This is a genomic window from Marinobacterium nitratireducens (assembly GCF_014645375.1).
GTDB lineage: Bacteria > Pseudomonadota > Gammaproteobacteria > Pseudomonadales > Balneatricaceae > Marinobacterium_A > Marinobacterium_A nitratireducens.
This window is the reverse complement of sequence record NZ_BMLT01000003.1, coordinates 37,423-60,069: the sequence shown is the minus strand read 5'-3', so window position 1 is coordinate 60,069 and position 22,647 is coordinate 37,423. Positions and strand designations below refer to the sequence as shown.

The following is a 22,647-nucleotide window of genomic DNA, read 5'->3' as shown; positions in this document are numbered from 1 at the left end:
GAGCCCGATGATGCCGAGCTGTAATGAGGCTGTAAACCGCGACCCTGCTAATGTCTGGGATTAGAAATTCTAATGTCGTTACTAATGCCACAGCTGTCGTTTCCGGCTATGGCATAGGCCTGGTTCAGCATCCTGTGTGCCGCAGCCATTGATGGGTTAGGGAACCTGCGAACAAGTCCCAATGAGGCTCTGGCTTACAGCGCGAGCCGGAATCGAGGCGCCGTTTCGAAGGCATGCTGGTGGCCTGTCGAGAAGCGGCAACAAAGAGTCCGGTTCGCGCTGAAAGCCCCGCAGAGACCAAATGGGACTTGTTCGCAGGTTCCATAGACGCTCAGGCGGCGGAGGGGCGCTGATACAGGGTGCCGGGCGTCCTTCCACCCATCCTACGTTCCGTGTTTTTCGTAGGATGGGTCTAGCCGCCAATGGCGCCGTGCTTCCGGCTTGCGCGAGTTTTGACGGCGGCGTAACCCATCGGGAAGCTTCGTTTCGGCACAGGCACAGCTGGCGTCAGGTAGTCGCTTTCGTGTTGCTGTCGGTCTGGCTTTCGTGGATCAGCCAGTCGCAGAATTTCTGCACCATCGGTGTCACTGCCTTGGTGGACGGCAGCACCAGGTAGTAGCCGCAATCGGAGCGGGTGTGCTGGGGAATTGCCGGTAGCAGCAGGCCGGATTCCAGCATCGAATCGACCATCGGCCGCCAGCCGATGGCCGCACCCTGGCCGGCAATCGCCGCCTGCAGCAGCAAGGTGTAGTTGTTGAGAACCAACGCCGGCTCCCGGGGGCGGGCAGCGATGCCGAGCCGCTCGAACAGGCGCGACCAGTTGAACCACTTGGCTTCATGTTCGGCTTCAAGCTGCAGCAGCGGCAGGCGGTTGAGGTCTTCGACGCTCTGGATGGGTCCGTAGCGCTCGAGCAGCGCAGGACTGCATACCGGGACCACCGATTCGCGCATCAGCAGGCGTGATGGGGCGCGATCGAAATGGCCGTCGCCGAACAGAATCGCGATATCGATATTCGCTTCATCCGGCGTGATGGTCTTCTGCGCGGTGACCACTCTGACCTCGACTTCGGGATGGGCGTCGCGAAACCTGGCGAGCCGGGGTAGCAGCCAGTAGGCGGCCAGAGCGAAATCCGTGCCGACGTTGATCAGGTCGTGGCTGCTTTGCTGCCGGGCACTGGCGATGCCGCTGGCGAGCCGGGCCAGCCCTTCGCTCACATCTTCCAGCAACCGCCCGCCGCTCTCGGTCAGGCGCACGCCGCGATACTGGCGGTGAAAGAGCGGCACGCCAAGATCCTGCTCCAGCCGGCGAATATGCTGACTGATTGCCGACTGGGTGCTGTCGAGCTCACGCGCGGCGGCCGTGAAATTACCCAGCCGGGCGGCAGCCTCGAAAGCCTGCAGCGTCGCCAGAGGGGGAAGGCTGATTTTTTCTGCCATTAGTATTTTTTATTGGATGCATTAGTGTTGGGTCAGTTTACAGCAGTTGGAGCCACGGGCAAGATCGGCTCCCAGTGGCGAGGTGACATTAACAAAATTAACAGCGCGAACAGATTTCAGGAGTAGCGATGAGCACAGAACAGCCCAATATCCTCTTTATCATGGCCGACCAGCTGGCAGCTCCCGTACTGCCGATATATAACCCGAAGTCGGTCGTCAAAACTCCCAATCTCAACGCTCTGGCGAAAAATGGCGTGGTATTCGATTCGGCCTACTGCAACAGCCCGCTCTGTGCACCCTCGCGCTTCGTGCTGATGACCGGTCGTCTGCCGTCGAAGATCGGCGCTTACGACAACGCTGCGGAGCTGCCGGCCGATATTCCCACCTTCGCCCATTACCTGCGCGATCACGGCTATCGCACCGCGCTGTCCGGCAAGATGCACTTCTGCGGGCCGGACCAGCTGCACGGCTTCGAGGAGCGCCTGACCAGCGATATCTACCCGGCGGACTTCGGCTGGTTCGTCAACTGGGATGAATTCGAAAAGCGCCCGAGTTACTACCACAACATGTCCTCGATCACCCAGGCCGGCACCTGCGTGCGCAGCAACCAGCTGGATTTCGACGACGAGGTGGTGTTCAACGCCAGGCGCTATATGTACGACCATGTGCGCGGCAGCGATAAGCGCCCGTTCTGCCTGACCGTCTCCATGACCCACCCGCACGATCCCTACGCCTGCACCCGGGAATACTGGGACCGGTACGAGGATGTCGAGATCGATCTGCCGTCGGTGCAGATCGCGCCCGAGGACCAGGACCCGCATTCCCGCCGCCTGCAGTTCGTATACGAAGCCGACAAAACCCCGGTGACCGACGAGCAGGTGCGCAACGCCCGTCGCGCCTACTACGGCAATATCAGCTTCGTCGATGACAAGATCGGCGAGCTGCTGAAAGCGCTGAAGGAGACCGGTCTGGACAAAAATACCATCATCGTATTCTCCGGCGACCACGGCGACATGCTCGGCGAGCGCGGACTCTGGTACAAGATGAGCTGGTTCGAATCGTCCGTCCGCGTGCCGATGATCGTGCATGCGCCGGAGCGCTTCGCACCGCGTCGTGTCAGTGCCAGTGTCTCGACCATGGATCTGCTGCCGACTTTCCTCGATCTGGCCACGGGGGGCGAACACGGCGGCACCGTCACGCCGATCGAAGGGCGCAGCCTGCTGCCGCACCTCGATGGCGGCCAGGGGCATGACGAGGTGATCGGCGAGTACATGGGCGAGGGCGCGGTCGCGCCGATGCTGATGATCCGCCGCGGCAACTTCAAGTTCACCCACGCGCCGGGCGATCCGGACCAGCTGTTCGATCTCGACCGCGACCCGCAGGAACTCACCAACCTGGCAGGCAGCCCCGAGCATGCGCAGCTGGTGGAGTCGCTGCGCCGGGAAATCGCCGAGAACTGGGACCTCGACCAGGTGCACCAAGACGTGCTCTGGAGTCAGCGTCGCCGTCGCCTCGTGGCCCGTTCGCTGATGAAAGGCAAGGTCACGCCCTGGGACTTCCAGCCGATGGTCGATGCCAGCCAGCAGTACATGCGCAACACCATCGATCTGGATGATCTCGAGGCCCGCTCGCGCTTCCCGCGCGTCGCTGACAAGGCGTCCTGACCCCTGTGGCAGGCAAGACTCCTGCTTGCCCGCCTGTTCTCCGGCCATTGCGCCGCGCCAGCAGACACCTTCACCGCCTGCACCGCCTGCACCAGCGCGCCGGTTCGGCTCCCGCGTGGCGACGGGAGAGCCCGGTCCTTGGACTGATCCTCTATGCTGTAGGGAAATCAGACCAGGACCGTCCCCGCCATGGCCGTGAAGCTCGACCGTCTGCTGCCCATTCTCGACTGGCGTCAGCGCATTACGCCGGACAATCTGCGCGCCGACCTGATGGCGAGCGTCACCAATGCCGCGGTGGCGCTGCCCCAGGGGGTGGCGTTCGCGATCATTGCCGGTCTGCCGCCGGAGTTCGGGCTCTACGCGAGCATGGTGACGGCGTTCGTCGCGGCCTTCTTCGGCTCATCGATGGTGATGATTTCGGGGCCGACCACCGCGCTCTCGGCGATTCTTTTCGCGCTGTTGCACGATATGGCGCCACCGGGCACGGCCGTTTACGTCGAGTTCGCGCTGCTGGTCACGCTGCTGGTCGGCGTGTTTCAGCTGGCGGCGGGCTTTGCCCGACTCGGCAGCCTGGTGGCTTTCGTTTCGCATTCTGTCATCACCGGTTTTACTGCCGCGGCGGCGCTGCTGATCGCGGTGAGCCAGATCGGCGTGGCGCTGGGGCTGCAGCTGGAGGGGGGCGGCACCGTTTTCGAGCGGCTCTGGCGCGTGTTCGGCGCCCTTGACGGTATCGAGCCGGTGGCGGCGCTGATCTCCGGCACCACCCTGCTGCTGGTGGCGGTGCTGCAAACGCGTTTTCGCAAGCTGCCGGGCTTTCTTATCGCGCTGGTGGCGGGCAGCCTGCTGGGCTATGCACTGGATGCCGGGGGGCGAGGCATCGAACTGATCGGCACGCTGCCGGCGGTGTTTCCGCAATTCCATCTGCCGGAGGTGACGGCGGGGGATATTCGGCTGCTGGCGCCGGGTGCCGCGGCCATTGCGCTGGTGGGGCTGCTCGAGGCGATTTCGATCGGCCGCTCCTTCGCGCTGCGCCGGGGGGAACGCTTCGACGCCAACCAGGAGATTCTGGGTCAGGGGCTGTCGAACCTGGTGGGCGGTTTCTTCCAGTGCTACGCCGGGTCCGGCTCCTTCACCAAGTCCGGCGTCAATGCCGAGGCGGGGGCACGGACGCCGCTGGCGACGATGTTCTCCTGCGTCATACTGGCGCTGATCCTGCTGCTAGTCGCGCCGCTGGTGGCCTGGATTCCGACCCCGGCGATTGCCGGTCTGATCCTCTACGTCGCCTGGCGCCTGATCGATATCGCCGAATTCCGCCGCGTCTTCCGCACCAGCCCGCCGGAAACGCTGATACTGATGCTGACGCTGGCCGCCGGGCTGCTGGTCAAGCTGGACTTCTCGATCTATGTCGGTGTGATCGCCTCTTTCGCGGTGTTTATCTACAAGAGCTCACGGCCGCTTTTGCGGGTCACGGCGCCGACCACCGGCCGCGGTGAGCGGCGGCGCTTTCGCAACGCCGAGCTGCACAACCTGGTCGAGTGCCCGCAGATTCTGGTCATACGTCTCGATGGGCCGCTGTTCTTCGGTTCGGTGGAGTATATCGAGCACCAGTTCCGGTTGCTGGAACGGGAGCGTCCCGGGCAGAAACACATACTGTTCTACCTCAAGGGCATCGGCCGGCTGGATCTATCCGGCGCCGACTTTCTGCGCCACGAAATCCGTGCGGCCAGGGCCCGTGGCGGTTCCTTTCGCATCGCGCTGGCAATGCCGCTGCTGGATCAGCTGCGGCGCTACCATGTGGTGGAGGAGCTGGGCGAGGGCAACGTTTATATCTCCAAGGCCGAAGCGCTGGAAGACGCCATCGCCGAGCTCGATTTCGAGATCTGCGCCGGTTGCACCAAACGCATCTGGCAGGAGTGCAGCCGCCTGCCGGGGGCGGAGCTGATTGCCACTGACGCCGATACCAACGCAGGCGACGAGGAGAACGCGTCTGACGCGGCGCCACGCTGAGGCTGCGACGTCCTGAGTGTCACATCAGCATGGCGACAATGTGGTCGAGCAGTTCATAGACCGGCACCACCAGAAAGGGCACCAGCAGGTAGGGCAGCAGGTAGAGCAAACGCCAGGGATTTTCCCCGAACCAGGCACGCAATGCTTCCAGCACGTCGAGCATCTGACAGCTTCCATGTCAACGAATTGCGGACCCTATTCTAGCACTCGCCTGTTGCGGCGGGTAATAGAGTTTGCCCGCCGCCGGGAGTCGCTGGACGCGGTGCCCTGCGCTTTGGGACTTATTGGGAGTTTCCCTATACTGCAGTAAAATTTTTCAATATCAGGGATTCGATTTGGAAACTTTAACGGGGCTGCCGCCGGAACACGAACCCGTGGTACTGGCGCTTGCGGCCTTCGTCATGCTGGTGCTGGGCATAGTGTCCGGCCTCAACGCGATCATGACAACGCGCACGGCCCAGGGCGCAGTCGCCTGGGTCATCCTGCTGGTGGTCTTTCCGCCGCTGATGGTACCGCTGTACTGGGTGTTCGGCCGGCGTCGCTTTCGGGGTTACGCCCAGGGCAGGGGGCGTGGGCGACTGGAAGTGCAGAACCTGGCCCGCAGTCTCAATCTGCGCTTCCAGCCCCATATTCCCCGTACCTCGGCGGCGGACCAGACGTTCACCGCGCTGGAGCGGCTGGCGAAGATGCCCTTCACCCGTGGCAACGAGGCGCGTCTGCTGATCAATGGCGACCGTGCCTTCGAGGACATGTTCGCGGCGATACGCACGGCAACGCACTATGTGCTGCTGGAGTTCTACATCGTGCGTGACGACGAATTCGGGCGCGCGCTCGGCGACCTCCTGATCAGCCGGGTTCGCGACGGAGTCAGAGTTCGCTTCCTCTACGACGAGATCGGTTCCTTCCAGACGCCGCGGCGCTTCTTCCGCTCGCTGGCAGACGCCGGGGTGGATATCCGCCCCTTTCATTCCACCAAGGGGCTGCGCAACCGGTTTCAGCTCAACTTTCGCAACCATCGCAAGATCGTCGTCGTCGACGGCGACTACGCCTGCGTCGGCGGCGTCAACGTCGGGCGCGAATACGTTCACAAGCATCCGGTGCTCAGCCCGTGGCGCGATACCAGCGTGGCGCTGCGGGGCCCCGCGGTTCAGGCGGTGCAGCTTGCCTTCGTCGAGGACTGGTACTGGGCCACGGACCGGGTACCGGCATCGCTGAACTGGGTGCCGTCGGTCGTCCCGACCGGCGGCGTCGAAACCTTCGTGCTGTCGAGCGGGCCGGCCGATACGCTGGAAAGCTGTGCGCTGTATTTCCTGCACCTGATACAGACCGCACGACAGCGTCTGTGGATCGTCAGCCCCTATTTCGTGCCGGACGCGGCGGTGGTGGCGGCGCTTCAGCTGGCGGCGCTGCGCGGCGTGGACGTGCGTATTCTGCTGCCGGAGCTTGCCGACAAGCGGCTGATGAAACTCTCGTCCTACACCTATATCGGCGAAACGATCTTCTGCGGGGTGAAGTTCTACCGCTACCAGAACGGCTTCTTGCACCAGAAGGTTCTGCTGGTCGACGATGAACTGGCCTCGATCGGAACCGCCAATCTCGACAACCGTTCATTCCGGCTCAACTTCGAGATCTCGATACTCAACCGCAACCGGCAGTTTGCCGGCGAGGTGGCCGCCATGCTGCGCGAAGATTTTCTTCAGAGCCGGCAGCTCAGTACCGCCGAGGTGAAAAACTGGTCATTGCCGCTGCGGCTTGTCAGCCGCTGCGCCTATCTGCTGGCGCCGATTCAGTAAGGCCTGTTGCGGCCGGCGACTGTCTGACCCTGGTCTATAAATAGAAAGTACGCGTACCTTTCAATACACATTCGGGCAGGCGGAGTGGATATGAAAAGAGTGCTGCTGATACTGGCCATGATCACGGGGATGCTGGGCTATACGGTTACGGCGGTGCAGGCTGAGCCGGCACGCTGGTCGGAAGAGCTGTTCGCGCAGTTTCAGAAGGAATACGGGGTTGCCGGCGCCAGCCGCCTGCGCAGGGTGTACGAAACCCTGATCGCCGAGGCCGATGCCCCGCTCGAGACCAAGCTCAGGGTGGTCAACGACACCCTCAACAAGCTTCCATGGGTGACGGACCGTGACAAGTGGCACGCCGAAGACTACTGGGCGACGCCAATCGAGACCATCGCGCTCTACGGCGGTGACTGCGAGGACATGGCGATCGGCAAGTACGTGGGTTTGCGGTTGCTGGGAGTGCCGGAGAAAAATCTTTATCTGGGGTATGTCCGCGTGAGGGCGACCGGTGAACCCCACATGGTGCTGGTCTGGCTCAGCGACGATCACCAGCATGCTCTGGTGCTCGACAACATGATCCCGGAGATCAAGACCGGCAACGAGCGTGATGATCTGGTGGGGGTCTATCTGTTCGATGCCGCCGGTGATCTGATTCTGCTCGATGACGACGGGCAGCAGCGCACCATCAAGGCGGAAATCGGCCAGCGTCGGTTGGAAAAGCTCGAGACCATCAAGGCCCGGATCCGGGAAAACCGGGAGAAGTACCGCCAGTACAACGGCGGTCGACCGACCTTCTGAAGCGGCGCTTCCGGGGGCTCTGGCGGCCCCCGGAGTGCCGGGCGCGACCGGACCGCGCCCGCTAGCGAGCAGGCTGGGTTAGACGCGCGGGGGAGAACTGTCAGGTTTTTACAAGTTCCGGGCGAGTCCTAACCCGCCATCTGCCGAATGCGGTAGCGGTCCCTAGAGGGGGTTCGGTGCGCGCCAGCCGCTGTGGACCGGCACAAAAGGCGGTTTGCGCACCTGACCCACCCCAGGGAGAACTATGCCTCGATCAGGTCCGACGTGATCTGATCGATGCTGGTGACGCCCATCAGCGCCATCGCGGTGGCGATCTCTTTCTGGAAGGTGGTCAGCAGGTCGGTGACGCCCTGCTCACCACGCGCGGCATTGGCGTAGACCCAGGGACGGCCGATCATCACACCGTTGGCACCCAGCGCAACGGCCTTGACCACGTCGATACCGCTGCGGATACCGCCATCGACCAGAATTTCCGTCTGCTTGCCCACCGCCTTGGCGATTGCCGGCAGCTTGCTGATGCTGGATGCGACAGAGTCGAGCTGACGGGCGCCGTGGTTCGACACCACGATGCCATCGGCGCCGACATCGACGGCGGCCTTGGCATCGTCGACTTCCATCAGGCCCTTGATAATGATCTTGCCGGACCAGATCGAACGCAGCCAGGCGATGTCTTCCCAGGTGCAGCGGGGATCGAACTGGCTGTCGATGAAGGCCTTGACGGCGTTGAGGTCATCGGGGTCGGGTACGACCTTGTCCAGGTTGCCAATGGTGTGCGGCTTGCCCTTGATGCCGACGTCGTAGGCCCAGCAGGGGCTGGTTGCCAGCTGCGCCGCTTTCGAGAGCTTGCTGGCGAGGTTGGTGCCGATCATGCCGTTGCGGTAGTCGCGCAGGCGCATGCCGGCGACCGGCAGGTCCACGGTGAACACCAGGGTGGTGCAGCCGGCGGCCTGGGCACGGGCGAGCAGGGACTGTACCACATCGCGGTCGCGCAGCATGTAGAGCTGGAACCAGATCGGCTTGCCGGTGGCGGCGATAATTTCCTCTACCGGGCAAATGCCCAGTGTCGAGACGGTGTAGGGCACGCCAACGGCGTCGGCTGCGCGGGCGCCCTGGGTTTCGCCACGGCGACGGTACATGCCGGCCATGCCGACCGGAGCCAGTGTAACCGGCATCGCGGCGTCGAAACCGGCGATGGTGGTCGAGGTATCGATACCATCGACGTTGCGCAGCACGCGCTGCACCAGGCGGTAGTTGTCGAAATCGTTGACGTTGGCGGCGAGGCTTGCCTCGGCGTTGGCGCCGCCGTCGAGGTAGTCGAACAGGAAGCGCGGCAGACGGCGCTCGGCAAGGCGACGATAGTCGTCGACGGTAACGGGGTTTACGTTGAAAATGCTCATGGTGTCGTTTTCCTGACTCAGTTGCAGCAGTCGCCCGGGGCGCCCTGCTGAACGAACTGTGCGATATTCATGCAGACACGGCGCGCCATGTCACCACGGCACTCCTGGGTGGCGCTACCGATGTGCGGGGACAGGGTGACACGGTCGAACTCCTTGAGCTCAGGCGTGACCTTGGGCTCGAATTCGTAGACGTCGAGGCCGACGCCGCCGAGCTGGCCGTTCTTCAGCGCATCAACCAGTGCCGCTTCGTCGATCAGCGGCCCGCGACCGGTGTTGATCAGGGTCGCATTCGGCTTCATTTTGGCCAGGGTGTCGGCGTTGATCAGATGACGGGTGCTGTCATTGAGGTCGCAGTTGAGCGAGACGATGTCCGCTTCGGCCAGCAGTTCTTCCAGCGTTTCGCAGTAGCGCGCGCCGATTTCGGCTTCCGCTTCCGGCTTGGCGCTGCGACCGTGGTAGATAATATTCATGTTGAAGCCTCGGGCGCGGCGGGCGACCGCCTGGCCGATGGCGCCGAAGCCGACGATACCCAGGGTCTTGCCGTGCACGCGCTGGCCCATCTGGCTGACGCCGGCGGCCCAGTCGTCGTTGCGCAGGTGGCGTTCGGCGATGCCGAGCCGGCGGCAGGTCGCCAGGATCAGCGTAAAGGCCAGATCCGCGGTGTCTTCGGTCACGACCGGGGTATTGCTCACGGCGATGCCGCGGGCGCGCGCGGCCGCCAGATCGATATGATCGATGCCGACACCGATATTGGCGATCAGGCCAAGGCTCTCGGGCAGGCGCGCGATCAGGTCGGCGTCGATCGGGTCCAGCGGTGTCGAAACCAGAATGTTGCCTTCGCCGATGTTCTCGCTCGCGTCCATGACACGGACCTCGCCGAACTGGCCAAGCGCGTCGATCATGGGCTGGGGTAGCGGACGGGTCAGGAGGATGATGGCGTTGCTCATGTTTTTCGTTCCTTATAGTAATCGTTGATCGTACGGAGTAAGGGGCTCGGGACTTCAGCCCATCAGCGCGACGAGTCCGATCAGTGCCAGGGTTACGCCGACCGGGATCACCACCGTGATGATGCCAACGTCACGGTAGGCTTCCTTGTGGGTCAGACCGGTGATGGTGAGCATGGCGATGATGGTGCCGCAATGCGGCAGGGAGTCGAAACCGCCGCTGGCCATGGTCGCGATTCGGTGCAGCGTCTGTGGCTCGATACCCATCTCCAGATAGGACGGCGCCAGGGTCTGCATGAATATCTGCAGGCCGCCGGTAGCGGAGCCTGTGATGGCGGAGACCAGGCTGATCGAGGCGAACATCGACAGCAGCGGCGGCAAGGCCGAGTTCAGCATAAAGGAGGTGAAGTCGCCGAAGCCCGCGGTATGGGTCACGACGCCGCCGAACCCGATAACGGCAGCGGTATTGATAAGCGGCATGATCGAGTCCTGAGCACCGTGACCCATGACATGAATCGAGTCGCGTCGGATCGCCGGGAAGATGACGCCTGCCAGGACCGAACCTGCGAGCAGCGAGATGCTGGGCCAGATGATCGGCTGGCTATTGGCGAATTCCAGGACCGTGCGCGGCAAAGAGCCTTCGGCCAGTGAATCGATGCCGAAGGCAAGGGTAATCACACGCGGCATAATGATGAACGCCAGTACCAGCGCCAGCGGCAGGCTGGCCAGCAGCCAGTGCGGATAGTCACTTTCGTCAACGGCTGAAATACGGTCGTGGGGTGCCGGCTTGAAGCCTTCACCGTTGGCGACCGCAAGAACCCGCTGCCGTTCGAGGTACCACATGCCGAGTGCGAACATCAGTGCGCCCCCGAGCATGGCGAGCCAGAAGCCGGCGAAGAGGTCGGTACCGAGGGATACCGCCGAGATCACGTTATGGATCGAAGGCGTGCCGGGCAGCGTGGTGAGGGTAAAGGTACCGGCGCCCAGCGCCAGTGCCGCACAGAACAGGCGCTTGGGAATGTCGGCTTCCTGCAGCAGCTTGAGACCGAGCGGGTACATGGCGAAAATCACCACGAAGGCCACGACGCCGCCGTAGGTCAGCAGGGCGCATGCCAGGGTGGTGATCCAGAGCGCGCGTTGGGCTCCCAGCTTGCGGACCAGTGCCATGGCAATGCTCGATGCCGCATGGCTGTCGCCCATGACGCGGCCGAAAATGGCCCCGGCGGCGAACAGCAGGAAAAACTTTCCGGCAAAGGTGAAAGCCCCGAGCGGACCGAAGGCGTAGTACTCGGAAAAGCTGTCGGCCAGAGGCAAGCCATTGGTCACGACAACGACAAGTGCGCTAATGAGCGACGCCAGGATGATGTTCACCCCGCGAAGTGCCAACCAGATAAGCAGCACGACGCTGCCGATTAATCCTGCGTAAGCCATCTCTTATTGTTCTCCAGAAAGGGGCTAAGGGACGGTGCCCCGAACTCCGGCAAGCTGAGCAGCGACGCTTTTCAGCCTGCCGGTGGGGCACCAGAGGTTTAGCCAGGTCGCTTTGACCTTAGTTGGCGGCCTGCTCGGCTACCTGGGCGCGAATCAGTTTTTTGTCGATCTTGCCGACGCTGGTCTTGGGAATGTCGTTCACCAGTTCGATTTCGCGCGGAATCGCCCACTTGTTGATGGCGCCGGAATCCACGTACTGCTGCAGGTGGGTGGCGACCGACGCGACATCGAAGTCCTGGGACTTGGGCACGATCATCGCGAAGGGGCGCTCGCCCCAGCGCTCGTCGGGGACGCCGATCACGGCAACGGTATCGACGCCGGGGTGCTGGCTGATCAGACGCTCGAGGTCGAGCGAGGAGATCCACTCGCCGCCGGTCTTGATGACATCCTTGATGCGGTCACGGATTTCGACGGTGCCGTTGGGGAGGATGGCCGCGACATCGCCGGTATGCAGCCAGCCGCCCTGCCAGAGTTCGTCACCCTTTTCCGGCTCGTGGAGGTAGCTCTGGGTCAGCCAGGGCGCGCGCACGACGACTTCGCCGCTGCTCTTGCCGTCGTGGGGCAGGGGGTTGCCGGCCGGGTCCCAGATCGCAATATCGACCAGATCGCTCGGAAGGCCGGCGCGGGTGCGGTGGCTCAGCTGCTCTTCGGTGGGCAGCTCGCGATCTGCGGCGGTGAAGCGGGTCATCGCCATCAGCGGGCAGGTCTCGGACATGCCGTAGGCGCTGAACGGCTCGATACCCAGCTCGAGGGCCTGGGCTGCGAGACCCGGCGTCAGGGCGCTGCCGCCGATAATGACCTTCCAGCCGTCGAAGTTGGTGTTGGCGGCTTCGGAGGACTGAATGACCATTTGCAGAACGGTCGGTACACAGTGCGAGAAGGTCACGCCTTCTTCGCGAATCAGCCGCGCCAGGGTGTTGGGTTCGTAACGCAGCGGGTAAACCTGCTTCACGCCCATCATGGTCGCCGCATAGGGAATGCCCCAGGCGTGAACGTGGAACATCGGGGTGATCGGCATGTAGGCGCCGTCGTGCTTGAGCAGCGCGCCCTCGTTGCTGCGGGTATTGAGGGTGTTGACCATATTCAGGGTGTGCAGCACCAGCTGACGGTGCGAGAAGTAGACACCCTTGGGATTGCCAGTGGTACCGGTGGTGTAGAAGGCGGTCGCAACCGAGTTCTCGTCGAAGTCCGGGAAGTCGTAGTGGCTTTCGGCTTCGGCAAGCAGGGCTTCGTATTCACCCATGCATTCGAACGCATCATCGGTCGATCCGGCGACGTCGGTCAGGCGGATATAGTTCTTGACCGTTTTCAGCTCACCGCGGATATCGTCGATGATCGGCAGGAAGTCGTCGTGAACCAGTACCAGGTCGTCCTGGGCGTGATTCATGGTGTATTCGATCTGGCTCGGCGACAGACGGATGTTCACCGTGTGCAAAATGGCACCGATCATCGGCACGGCGAAAAAGCACTCGAGGTAGCGATGGCTGTCCCAGTCCATTACCGCAACGGTGTCGCCTTCGCCGATGCCTGCGGCCTTCAGCGTGTTCGCCAGCCGGTGCACACGCTCGTTGAACTGTGCATAGCTGAAACGGTACTCGCCGGAAACTATGGCATTCTCGGTTTCGAAACGCTGGGCGGAGGTCAGCAGCTGCTTGATCAGCAGCGGATACTGGTAGGCGGAGTCGGCGGACTTCAGAATTTTGGTAGCCATTTTTCGGGCCTCAAGTGGTTGATGATTCTTTTTGTAGTGTGCAGCGTGAACTGCTGCTAACTGCAGCCGCTGTGGCCTGGTATGGCAACGGCTGCAGTCTCACTGTTTCAGTCGAAACGACGAGTCGGATTGGGTATGGCGTTGGCAACGAGGGTGCCGGCGCTGCAGAATCCTCCCCTGCCGATACTGGCGCCGCCAGAGAGCGGTCTGTCGCCGCAACCGCGACTGCACAGTGACCGTGCCGAGGGGATCATCCCGGGACAAAAAGGCAGATTAAGGCCTTTCATGATGTGTGTGGCTCCCGACTATTATTGTTCGTATTCGTGATGGGCCAATACTGCTTGTATGGTCAGCACGCCGCTTGACCTTATACGTACCGGGTTTGACATTATGCGAATATGGGCTGACTTCCGGCCTCCCGGTCTTTTTCGCCTGAAACTCGTAGCTCTCCTTAAACCCCGAATGTGGCCACTTTACGGTGGGTTCGTCCGGGGTTTCAGGATTGGTTGCACTTTATGTCAAATATGGATCGTTTTTTGTCAAGCCGCCAGTTCGGAGCTCTTATAGGCTGTGAACCAATGAAAATGGCCGCCAGTTCATACCGGCCATTAAGGTATGAATGTCTGGCTATAACGCCGATATTCAGGTTACGGCTCATGCCATTGCCCCAATAACATTCGATTACCGAGAAAATAAAACCGAGGCCGAAATGACTAACGCAGCAGTTAACATTCAGAACGAAACCAGCCGAATCGACAGAGTATTCAACGCGCAGCGCATCGCTTCGCGCAAGTCTCCTTATCCGACTTTGCGTGAGCGTCTGGAAGCGCTCGACAAGATCGACCGTCTGCTGATCAACAACCAGGACGCGATCTGTGAGGCTGTCAATGCTGACTACGGCAATCGTTCGTCCCAGGAAACCCGCCTGCTGGAAGTTTCCCAGATGCTCAGCTCCGTTGCTTACAACAAAAAGCATCTGAAAAAGTGGATGGCCCCGGAAAAGCGTCACGTCGGCATTTCGTTTCTCGGTGCGAAGAACAAGGTTATTCCGCAGCCCAAGGGCGTTGTAGGTGTCGTCAGCCCGTGGAACTACCCGCTGGGCCTGGCGATTGGCCCGGCTATCGCGGCGCTGGCTGCCGGTAACCGCGTTATCGTCAAGATGGCTGCCAACTCTCAGAATCTGTGCCGCCTGCTGGACAAGCTGGTTTCGGCCGAGTTCAGCGAAGACCAGTTCGCCGTGATTCCGGGCGTTTCGGCCGGCGAATTCACCGACCGTCCCTGGGACCACTTCGTTTTCACCGGTTCCCCGGCAACCGGCAAGGTGGTCATGGAAACCGCCTCTAAGTACCTGACTCCGGTGACGCTGGAACTGGGCGGCAAGTCGCCGACCATCGTCGCCAAGGACTTCAACCTGCGTACCGCCGCGGAGCGTCTGCTGTTCGGCAAGTTCATCAACTGCGGCCAGACCTGCACCGCGCCGGACTACCTGTTCCTGCCGCGCGAGTCCGTCGACGAGTTCGTCAAGCACGCCAAGGACGTTCTCAACGAGCGTTACGGCAGCTCCGACTCCGGCGACCTCACCTCGCTGATCGATAACAAGGCCTTCGAGCGCATCTCCTACACCGTCAAGGACGCGACCGAGAAGGGCGCCGAGGTGATCCAGCTGGTCAAGGACGGCGCGCCGAACCCGGAAACCCGCAAGTTCCCGCCGTCGGTCGTGCTGAACGTGAAGGAAGACATGGTGATCATGCAGGACGAGATCTTTGGTCCGCTGCTGCCGATCAAGGTCTACGACAGCATCGATGATGTCATCGAGTACATCAATGCAGGCGAGCGCCCGCTGGCGCTTTACCTCTTTACCAACGACAAGAAGCTCCAGGACAAAGTGGTTTACAACACTCTGTCCGGTGGTGTTTCGATCAACGACACCCTGCTGCACGTGGCGCAGCATGACATGCCGTTCGGCGGTGTCGGCAACAGCGGCATGGGTCACTACCACGGCAAGGAAGGCTTCATTGAATTCTCCAAGATCCGTCCGGTCTTCAAGCAGGCCAAGCAGTCCGGCATCCTGATGCTGGCGCCGCCGTACGGCCCGCGTTTCGAAAAGCTGATGAACCTGATGATCAAGTTCCGCCTCTGATCCGGTTGCATTGATCGTCCTGCAGGCCCGGATACGGTATCGGGCCTGTAGCCGGCTGAGGGCGGCGGACAGGCGAATGCCCGCTCGCCATCAGCGCGAGTCATTCACAGGCCCTTATCGGCGTTTCACGACGCAGCGAGGTCCGACCTTACCGGATACACGGGAGAATATTCATGTCTGATAATCAAGCAACTGTTGCACCTGCGGCCACTGCACTTCGTCTTTATCGCTCCACGCCGCGCTACCTTCAGGCGGCCGGCCTGATCGATAATGCCGGCGAGCATATCGCGGCGATGCAGGTCAAGCGCTGTGCGGTTCTGTGCTCGGCGCGCAGCCAGCGCAACGAAGGCAAGCGCCTGCTGGCGAGCCTCGAGCAGGCCGGAATCGAGCCGGTCATCGCGACTTTCGGCGGCGAATGCTCGCTGCAGGAAGTGGAAAAGCAGACCGCGGCGCTGCGTGAGCAGGGTCAGATTGACGCGCTTATCGCGCTGGGTGGCGGCAAGCCGCTGGATGCCGGCAAGTGCATCGCCCATCGTCTGGACGTGCCGGTCGTGATTTTCCCGACGCTGGCCTCCAACGATGCGCCCTGTTCCGCCATTTCCGTGCTCTACACGCCGGAAGGCGTCACCGAGACCTTCGAGGTGTTTCCGCAGAACCCGGCGCTGGTAATGGTCGACACTGCGATTATCGCCGAAGCTCCGGCCCGCTTCCTGGTTGCTGGCATGGGCGATGCAATGGCGACCTGGTACGAGGCGCGTATCTGTCATCGCAACCCGAACGGTTTGAGCGCCTACGGCGCACGTCCGACGCTGGCCGGTGTCGCCATTTCGCAGACCTGCGCCGATATCCTCTACAAGGATGCGCTGGCGGCCATCGATGCCGTGGAAGCGAAGCAGGTGACGCCGGAGCTGGAAAACGTCGTCGAGGCCAACACGCTGCTCAGCGGGCTCGGTTTCGAGTGTACAGGCCTTGCTGCGGCCCACGGTGTCGCCCAGGCGCTGACCGTGCTGGAGCACGTCGACAAGAACTACCTCCATGGCGAAATGGTCGCCATCGGTATTCTCGTCCAGCTGGCGCTGGAGGCCGATACCGCGGAGCTGGAGCGCGTCGCGCGCCTGTTCGCGCAGATTGGTCTGCCGATTACCCTGGAACAGATCGGCATGTCCCGCGACGATGAGAAGGACATTGCGGCCGTCGCCGAAGCGACGCTGGCGTTCCCGCTGATCGGCAACATGATCGAGCCACTTAGCGTCGAGTCCATCCAGCAGGCGTTCCTCGAAGCCGACAGCCTCGGCCGTCGCATCAGCGAGGAAGAGGGCAGCGCGGCTTACAGCAAGCTGCACGGCTGAGTCTGCTTTTAGTCATCCCTGGTCGTGCAGCTTTGCACTTCCACTTTCCGTGCCCCGACCGCCCTGGTCGGGGCTTTTTTTTGTGTGTGATTAAGCGGCAATTGGCATATCGCATATCGAAAGCACGGACCGGAGGGTGGGTCTAGCGGTGCAACGGGACGGGCTAACAGCTGCCCCGGTGCTTTGGGCGCCGCCTAACCCGCAATATCGATCGTAGTGCAGATCGATTGCCTTCGGCTGGCCGGGAGCCTGTTGGTTACCTGGAGAAAGCAGGCTGCTTTTTGTAGGCGTTCGCTCCGCGAGCGATAAACCCTGGTGCCAGGTCGGTTCGCTCACGGAGTGGGCTCCTACCGTTCGTGCAGAGTGAGGCGTGGCTCCTGCGTGCTGGGCGCGCGCGTAGGAGCGGCGCCTCGCCGCGAACCCGCAAATTGCGTACGCTGCCGCCAATCGATCTGTAATGCGATCGATATGATGGTTTCACCGCCGCGCGCTATGTGCAGACCTTGAAGTGGGTGCCGGTGGCGGTTTAACCCATCCGGGGTTTCGCCATGCTTTTGTCGGCGCTCGCTCCGCGAGCGATCACCCGCCGTGCCAGTCCGGTTCGCCCATGGAGTGGGCTACAGGGGGAACGATCACCAGCGGTGCCAGGTCGGTTCGCCCACGGCGCGGCTTCCACCCGTAGGAGCACCGCCCCGGCGCGAATGGGTCCGGCACGCCATCGGTTTTATTGGCGTTCGGGAAGAGGAATGCCGGTCGGGGCCAGAAACAGCGAAGCCGGCATGCCATGGGCATGCCGGCTTCGTTTCCCGCAGGAAGGGGCGTTGACCGGCGGTTGTCGCGCCGGTCCCGACCCGCTTCGAACGACGGGGCGTTTCTGAGGCTTATCAGTCGAAGTTGAGGACGACGTCACCCAGGCCGTTGTCGAAACGGGCGGTGACGACATCGCCTGCCTGCACCGGCAGAGCGCGCACGCAGGAACCGGAGAAGATGACGTCACCCGGCTCGAACGCCACGCCGAAGTCGGCGAGCTTGTTCGCCAGCCAGGCGACGGCGGTAACCGGGTTGCCCAGTACCGCGGAGGACATGCCGGTTTCGATGACTTCGTCATTGATCAGCAGTTCGCCCTTGACTTTGCGAACGTCGATGTCGTTCAGGCTGACCGGGTTGCCGCCCAGCACGACCTTGCCCACCGCTGCCATATCGGCGATGGTGTCACGCACGTCCATACCCGGGGCGCGGGCGACGCGGAAGTCGACGACCTCGATGGACGGCAGTACGAAGTCGGTGGCGCGGATAACGTCGGCCGCGTTGATGCCGGGGCCCTGCAGGCGCTCCTTCATCACGAAGGCGATTTCGATTTCGACCAACGGATCGGCCATTTCGCTGCGGTTCAGGTGAGCCTCTTCATCGACGAACATATCGTCGGTCAGCACGGAGTAATCGGGCTCGGTGGTGCCGGCCATTTCCTGCATCGCCTTGGAGGTCAGACCGATTTTGTAACCCTTGACCTTGCGACCGTCTTCGATGAAGCGGGCGATGACCTGTTCCTGGATGCGGTACGAATCTTCCTGCTCGATTTCGGGGTAGGTTTTGGTCAGCAGGGAAATCTGCTTGCCGTTCCTGTAGCAGTCGTAGATTTCCTGGGCGATAGCCTGGCGGGTTTCGTTGTTGAGCATTTCGATATCCTGACTTATTTGATGTTGGGACGGCAGCGGCGTTGCCGCTGCCCGGGATAAAGACTTAGATGCCGTTGGCCAGTTTATGCATGGCCCGGTCAGACAGGGTCATGATCGGGATGTTGGTGTGCGTCGAGGCGGTGGTCGGCATCACCGAACCGTCGACGATGTAGATGTTTTCCAGGTTGTGCATCTTGTGATTCTGGTCGACCACACCGACGTCTGCGTTCAGACCCATACGGCAGCTACCCTGAACGTGCGCCGAGACCAGGTTCAGCAGGCCCGGCTCGATCGGGAAGTTGTCGATCTGGGACAGCTGGTCAGGGCTGGTGAAGGACGGCAGCACCAGGGTGTTGAAGTCGACGCGCTTGGCGCCGGCCTCGAACATGAACTCGGCGCCTTTCTTCATACCGGTGCGCAGGCGCTGCTTCCACTCCTCGGTCGGGGTGTAGTCGATCTTCGGTATGACCTTGCCGTTTTCGTTCCACGACCAGGTCATGGTGCCGGACGGCTGATCCGGGACCAGAATCGCGGTGTAGGCAGTGTTCGCGTACTCCTGCATGACGCGCTTGTGTTCCTGGCCGATGGCCTTGGTCGACTGGCCGAGCAGGCCAACCAGACCGCCGACGCCCTCCAGGCGGAAGCCACCGAGGCCCCATTCAGGACGGTTGTCGTCCCACTCGCTGACGTAGGTCGACTGCGGTGCGCCGCGCCAGGAGGTGACCTTGTCGTCGAAGCTGGAGGACATGAGCATCTGCGGCTGCAGCGAGATGTTCTGACCCAGCTGCGGCAGGCCTTTGTCGAGACCGGAACGCTTGATGATAGCCGGCGTATGCACGGACCCGGCGGCCAGAATGACCCGTTCGGCTTCGATGGTCATCGGCAGTCGCACGGAGCGGTTACGACGCTCGACGACGCTGGCGTGAACGCGATAGCGGCCTTTGCTCAGCGGCTCGATGCGATCGACGCGTACGTCGGTGTAGATACGGGCGCCGAGTGCCGAGGCTTTCGGCAGGTAAGTGAGGTTGGTGCCCTGTTTGGCGTCATAGGCACAGGCGCTGAAGCAGTAGCCGCTGCCGATGCAGTTCTTGCGGTTGGAGTCGAAGACGCCGGCCTTGTAACCCAGGCGCTTGGCGGTTTCGACCAGCAGCAGGTTGTTGCGATTGAGAATCCTGTCCTCGAGGCGATGTACGTTGGTCATCGCATAGACGCGCTCGTAAGACGCAGCGAGTGCTTCCTCGGTGAGCTGGTCGAGGCCGAAATGCTGCTGCCAGTGGAGCAGCACCTCGTGTTCGATCGGGGTGGCATCGGCGGTGTTGACGAGGGTCGAACCGCCGAAAGCGGAACCCTGGAATACGCCGATCATGCCATCGCTGGTGGTCTGGTTGCCGCCGGCGCGGTAGAGGACCGACATCATGTCCTCTTCGCGCTGGTTGAAGTCCTTGGCCTGAAAGTAGCCGCCTTCTTCGAGCACGATGGTGTCGAGACCCGCGGAGGCCATGTGGTAAGCCGCCACGCCGCCGCCGGAACCGGAGCCGACGACCACGGTGTGGGTCTTGAGGTTGACCGGAGAGAAAATTTCCTGACCTTGAATAATCATATCAAACACCCATCTGCTGAACTGGATTCGGACGCTTTACCAGGGGACCGTCGTAACCGATGTGCGGCCAGGTGTCCTCGTGGGTGTAGAAGTAGAAAATACTCAGTCCGCGCATGGCCGAGAAGATGATGGTCGGAACGCCACCCGCTTCGCGCATTGCGATCAGGATGGCTTCACGGTCCTGGCCGTCCAGTTCGGAAAAGCGAACCTCTTTGCCGGCGAAAGCCGCAGGTGCCTTGTGCTCAAGGAACATCAGCGCACCGCGAACACCTTCGATAAGGGCCGTCTCTTCTTCGCGCAGATGGTGATCGATGCGCTTGGCCAGATCGATATCCAGAGCGCCGACCGGGAAGGCGCCACCCTGCGGGATGATGGCGTCGGTCACCGCGGACAGAACGCGGTATTCAGCGGCGCTCAGAAGTTTCAGATCGGATGTGGCACCGGCAGAGGCGGTGGCTTTTAGCTCCGTGGCGCCTATAACGGGGGCCGCTGCTACCGCAGCCATGGCAATCAGAGAGCGCTGCAGAAAGAGTCTGCGCGTGGCGGACGGAAGTCGTTCGTTGTTATCCATATTGCTAAGCCTTGTTCTAGTTATAGCCTAATGGTGAGTTCGCCTGTCGTAGACGCCGGTTGCTCTGACCGACCCCGTGCCTGTCGCGGCAATATTGGCAATTTCGCAGCGACGCGCTGGCGACTTTCTTCAAGCAAGTTGCATGGTCAACATCTTAGGTATGCTGGCAGGGATCATCTTGACAATAGATGTCTTGGTGTTGACATTAGGCGTCAGCTGACTACCCGCAGGGCCTTGAGCGGCGACATCGCGAGTTTGCGGGAAAACGTAAACCTTAGGATGGGTGGAGCGGCGCCTCGGTGAAGAATCATTAAAAAGGCGCTCGCCCCGGGTCGGGGAGAGCGCCTTTTTATTGGCGCATCGCGCTTTGGCGGGAAAACGTAAATCGTAGGATGGGTGGAGCGACGCCTCGGCACGGCGACTCCGTCACCGATGCGGCCAGGGCGTCGTGCAACCCATCTAGGGCGTCGGTTCGGCACTATGCCTCCAGCCGACTCATTGATGGGTTCCCGCTAAGCCGCGAAGTACCTTTTATTTCGGGTAACGACCGGCTCCTTGCGGGGCCGGTCCCGGGACTTAGCTCAGTACCTTACCCGGGTTGAGCAGGCCTTTCGGGTCCATCGTCTGCTTGATCTGCTTCATCAGTGCGATTTCTGCCGGTGAGCGGCTGTTCTGCAGATACGGCTTCTTATCAAGGCCAATGCCGTGCTCCGCCGAGATCGAGCCCCCCAGACCGTTGAGGCCGCCGTACACCAGCTCCTCGACGCCCTTCTTGTCGCTGGCCGGAACCTGGGTGACGATGACGTGAAGGTTGCCGTCGCCGAGGTGGCCGAAAACGATCAGGCGGTTGTCGGGCCAGCGCGCGTCGAGACCCGCCTGCAGTTTTTCGACGTAGGATTCCATGGCCGAGATCGGCAGGCTGACATCGAAGCCGTGAATCGGGGCCAGTTCGAACAGGGCCTCGACATCGTCGCGGATGGCCCAGATCTTCTCGCGTTCGCTGTCCGACTGGGTCAGAACGGCATCGCTGATCAGCTCCTGCTCCAGGGCGTCGCCGAGGAGCATCTCGAGGCGCTCCTGTTCCTGTTCGTTGCTGTTGCCCTGGGTTTCGATGATAACGTAGTAGGCCGACTGCGCGGGGATGGGCGCGCGGTGGCGCTCGGTGCCGGTGACCAGGTCGTAGAAGCTGTGCCACATGACTTCGAACGAGCTAAGTCCGCCGCCCAGGCCCGATTCGGCCAGGTTGAGCAGTTTGCTCAGGCTCTCGAAATCCTCGACGGCGACCAGTGCGGTCGCGCCGCCCAGCGGCTTGGCGCGCAGGCGCAGTACGGCCTGGGTCACGATACCCAGGGTGCCCTCGGCGCCGATAAAGAGGTGGGGCAGGTTGTAGCCGGTGTTGTTCTTCAGCACCTTGGACATCGACGAGATGATGGTACCGTCGGCAAGAACGGCTTCCAGGCCGAGGATGGAGTCGCGGGTCATGCCGTAGCGCAGCACGCGGTTGCCGCCGGCGTTGGTGGCGATGGTGCCGCCGATGGTGGCGGTGCCGCGGGCGCCGAGGTCGACGGGGTAGTAGAGCCCTTCGTCTTCGGCCTTCTCCTGCACCGTCTGAAGGTTGACACCGGACTGGACGGTCATGGTGCGGTTCTGGGCGTCGATCTCGACGATGTTGCGCATGCGCTCGAGCGAGATCACGATATCATTGCTGGTCGTCCGGGCGCCGTTGACGAGGCCGGTAAGGCCGCCGTGCACGACGATCGTCTGATCCTGCTCGTAGCAGAGTTTCATAACGGCGGACAGTTCGGCGGTATCGGCTGGACGAACGATCGCCTGCGCCGAGCAGGCCGGTGCGCCGATCCAACCATCCTGTCGCTGGCTGACGTCTTCGCCGGTGAGAATGCCCTTGTCACCCACGATAGCGGTGAGTTCAGCAATCAGATTCATGCTCATTTTATAACCTTTTCTTATCGTTGATATCCGCACCGCAGGAGCGCCGGTGCACGGATGCTGGTTGAGTTGGATAAAGGTCTATTGTCGCTTCAGACGGGCTGCCGGACTTGACTCAAATTGCC

General features: G+C 62.0%; 16 protein-coding genes. 6 read left to right on the top strand and 10 right to left on the bottom strand.

What is annotated here, in order from left to right; all coding sequences use genetic code 11:
* Positions 1-507: 507 nt before the first annotated feature.
* Positions 508-1,437: a choline sulfate utilization transcriptional regulator gene (locus IEX85_RS06120; RefSeq protein ID WP_188859518.1), complete on the bottom strand. Its 930-nt coding sequence runs from the start codon at positions 1,435-1,437 to the stop codon at positions 508-510.
* Positions 1,438-1,565: 128 nt separating this feature from the next.
* Here IEX85_RS06120 and betC point away from each other — a divergent pair, with 128 nt between their 5' ends.
* Positions 1,566-3,101: a choline-sulfatase gene (betC, locus tag IEX85_RS06115; RefSeq protein WP_188859516.1), complete on the top strand. Its 1,536-nt coding sequence runs from the start codon at positions 1,566-1,568 to the stop codon at positions 3,099-3,101.
* 189 nt (positions 3,102-3,290) lie between these two features.
* Entirely contained in the window at positions 3,291-5,108 is a 1,818-nt protein-coding gene (locus tag IEX85_RS06110; RefSeq protein WP_188859514.1) for a SulP family inorganic anion transporter, read from the top strand.
* A gap of 19 nt (positions 5,109-5,127) precedes the next feature.
* Here IEX85_RS06110 and IEX85_RS06105 read toward each other — a convergent pair whose 3' ends face one another.
* Entirely contained in the window at positions 5,128-5,271 is a 144-nt protein-coding gene (locus IEX85_RS06105; protein ID WP_188859512.1) for a hypothetical protein, read from the bottom strand.
* A 172-nt stretch (positions 5,272-5,443) separates the two neighbouring features.
* Between IEX85_RS06105 and cls the strand changes: the two genes are divergently transcribed.
* Complete coding sequence (gene cls, locus IEX85_RS06100) at positions 5,444-6,901, top strand: cardiolipin synthase (RefSeq protein WP_229721809.1); 1,458 nt, start codon at positions 5,444-5,446, stop codon at positions 6,899-6,901.
* Between the two features lie 90 nt (positions 6,902-6,991).
* Positions 6,992-7,696: a transglutaminase-like cysteine peptidase gene (locus IEX85_RS06095; RefSeq protein WP_188859510.1), complete on the top strand. Its 705-nt coding sequence runs from the start codon at positions 6,992-6,994 to the stop codon at positions 7,694-7,696.
* 242 nt (positions 7,697-7,938) lie between these two features.
* On the opposite strand, the gene IEX85_RS06090 is transcribed toward IEX85_RS06095, so the two are convergent.
* The 4 genes from IEX85_RS06090 to IEX85_RS06075 form a co-directional block, all read right to left on the bottom strand.
* A complete protein-coding gene (locus tag IEX85_RS06090) occupies positions 7,939-9,093 on the bottom strand; it encodes an L-lactate dehydrogenase (protein WP_188859508.1) in 1,155 nt (384 codons plus the stop codon).
* Positions 9,094-9,110: 17 nt separating this feature from the next.
* Positions 9,111-10,040 (bottom strand): 2-hydroxyacid dehydrogenase, encoded by a 930-nt coding sequence (locus tag IEX85_RS06085; RefSeq protein WP_188859506.1) that lies wholly within the window; start codon positions 10,038-10,040, stop codon positions 9,111-9,113.
* A gap of 54 nt (positions 10,041-10,094) precedes the next feature.
* Positions 10,095-11,468 (bottom strand): GntP family permease, encoded by a 1,374-nt coding sequence (locus IEX85_RS06080; RefSeq protein ID WP_188859504.1) that lies wholly within the window; start codon positions 11,466-11,468, stop codon positions 10,095-10,097.
* A gap of 118 nt (positions 11,469-11,586) precedes the next feature.
* Entirely contained in the window at positions 11,587-13,239 is a 1,653-nt protein-coding gene (locus tag IEX85_RS06075) for a fatty acid--CoA ligase (protein ID WP_188859502.1), read from the bottom strand.
* Between the two features lie 709 nt (positions 13,240-13,948).
* Between IEX85_RS06075 and IEX85_RS06070 the strand changes: the two genes are divergently transcribed.
* The gene (locus IEX85_RS06070; protein ID WP_188859500.1) at positions 13,949-15,379 is read left to right on the top strand and encodes a coniferyl aldehyde dehydrogenase; all 1,431 of its coding nucleotides are present in this window, start codon (positions 13,949-13,951) and stop codon (positions 15,377-15,379) included.
* 173 nt (positions 15,380-15,552) lie between these two features.
* Positions 15,553-16,728, top strand: coding sequence for a glycerol dehydrogenase (locus IEX85_RS06065; RefSeq protein ID WP_188859498.1), 1,176 nt, complete (start codon positions 15,553-15,555; stop codon positions 16,726-16,728).
* A gap of 884 nt (positions 16,729-17,612) precedes the next feature.
* Here IEX85_RS06065 and IEX85_RS06060 read toward each other — a convergent pair.
* From IEX85_RS06060 to IEX85_RS06045, 4 genes are all read right to left on the bottom strand, one after another.
* Complete coding sequence (locus IEX85_RS06060; RefSeq protein WP_188859496.1) at positions 17,613-18,404, bottom strand: 2-keto-4-pentenoate hydratase; 792 nt, start codon at positions 18,402-18,404, stop codon at positions 17,613-17,615.
* A 64-nt stretch (positions 18,405-18,468) separates the two neighbouring features.
* Positions 18,469-20,004, bottom strand: coding sequence for an FAD-dependent oxidoreductase (locus IEX85_RS06055; protein ID WP_188859494.1), 1,536 nt, complete (start codon positions 20,002-20,004; stop codon positions 18,469-18,471).
* 1 nt (position 20,005) lies between these two features.
* Positions 20,006-20,575 carry a gluconate 2-dehydrogenase subunit 3 family protein gene (locus tag IEX85_RS06050; protein ID WP_188859493.1) on the bottom strand — a complete coding sequence of 190 codons (570 nt, stop codon included), beginning with the start codon at positions 20,573-20,575 and terminating at the stop codon, positions 20,006-20,008.
* Between the two features lie 576 nt (positions 20,576-21,151).
* Positions 21,152-22,525 carry an FAD-binding oxidoreductase gene (locus tag IEX85_RS06045; RefSeq protein WP_188859491.1) on the bottom strand — a complete coding sequence of 458 codons (1,374 nt, stop codon included), beginning with the start codon at positions 22,523-22,525 and terminating at the stop codon, positions 21,152-21,154.
* Between the last annotated feature and the right edge of the window lie 122 nt (positions 22,526-22,647).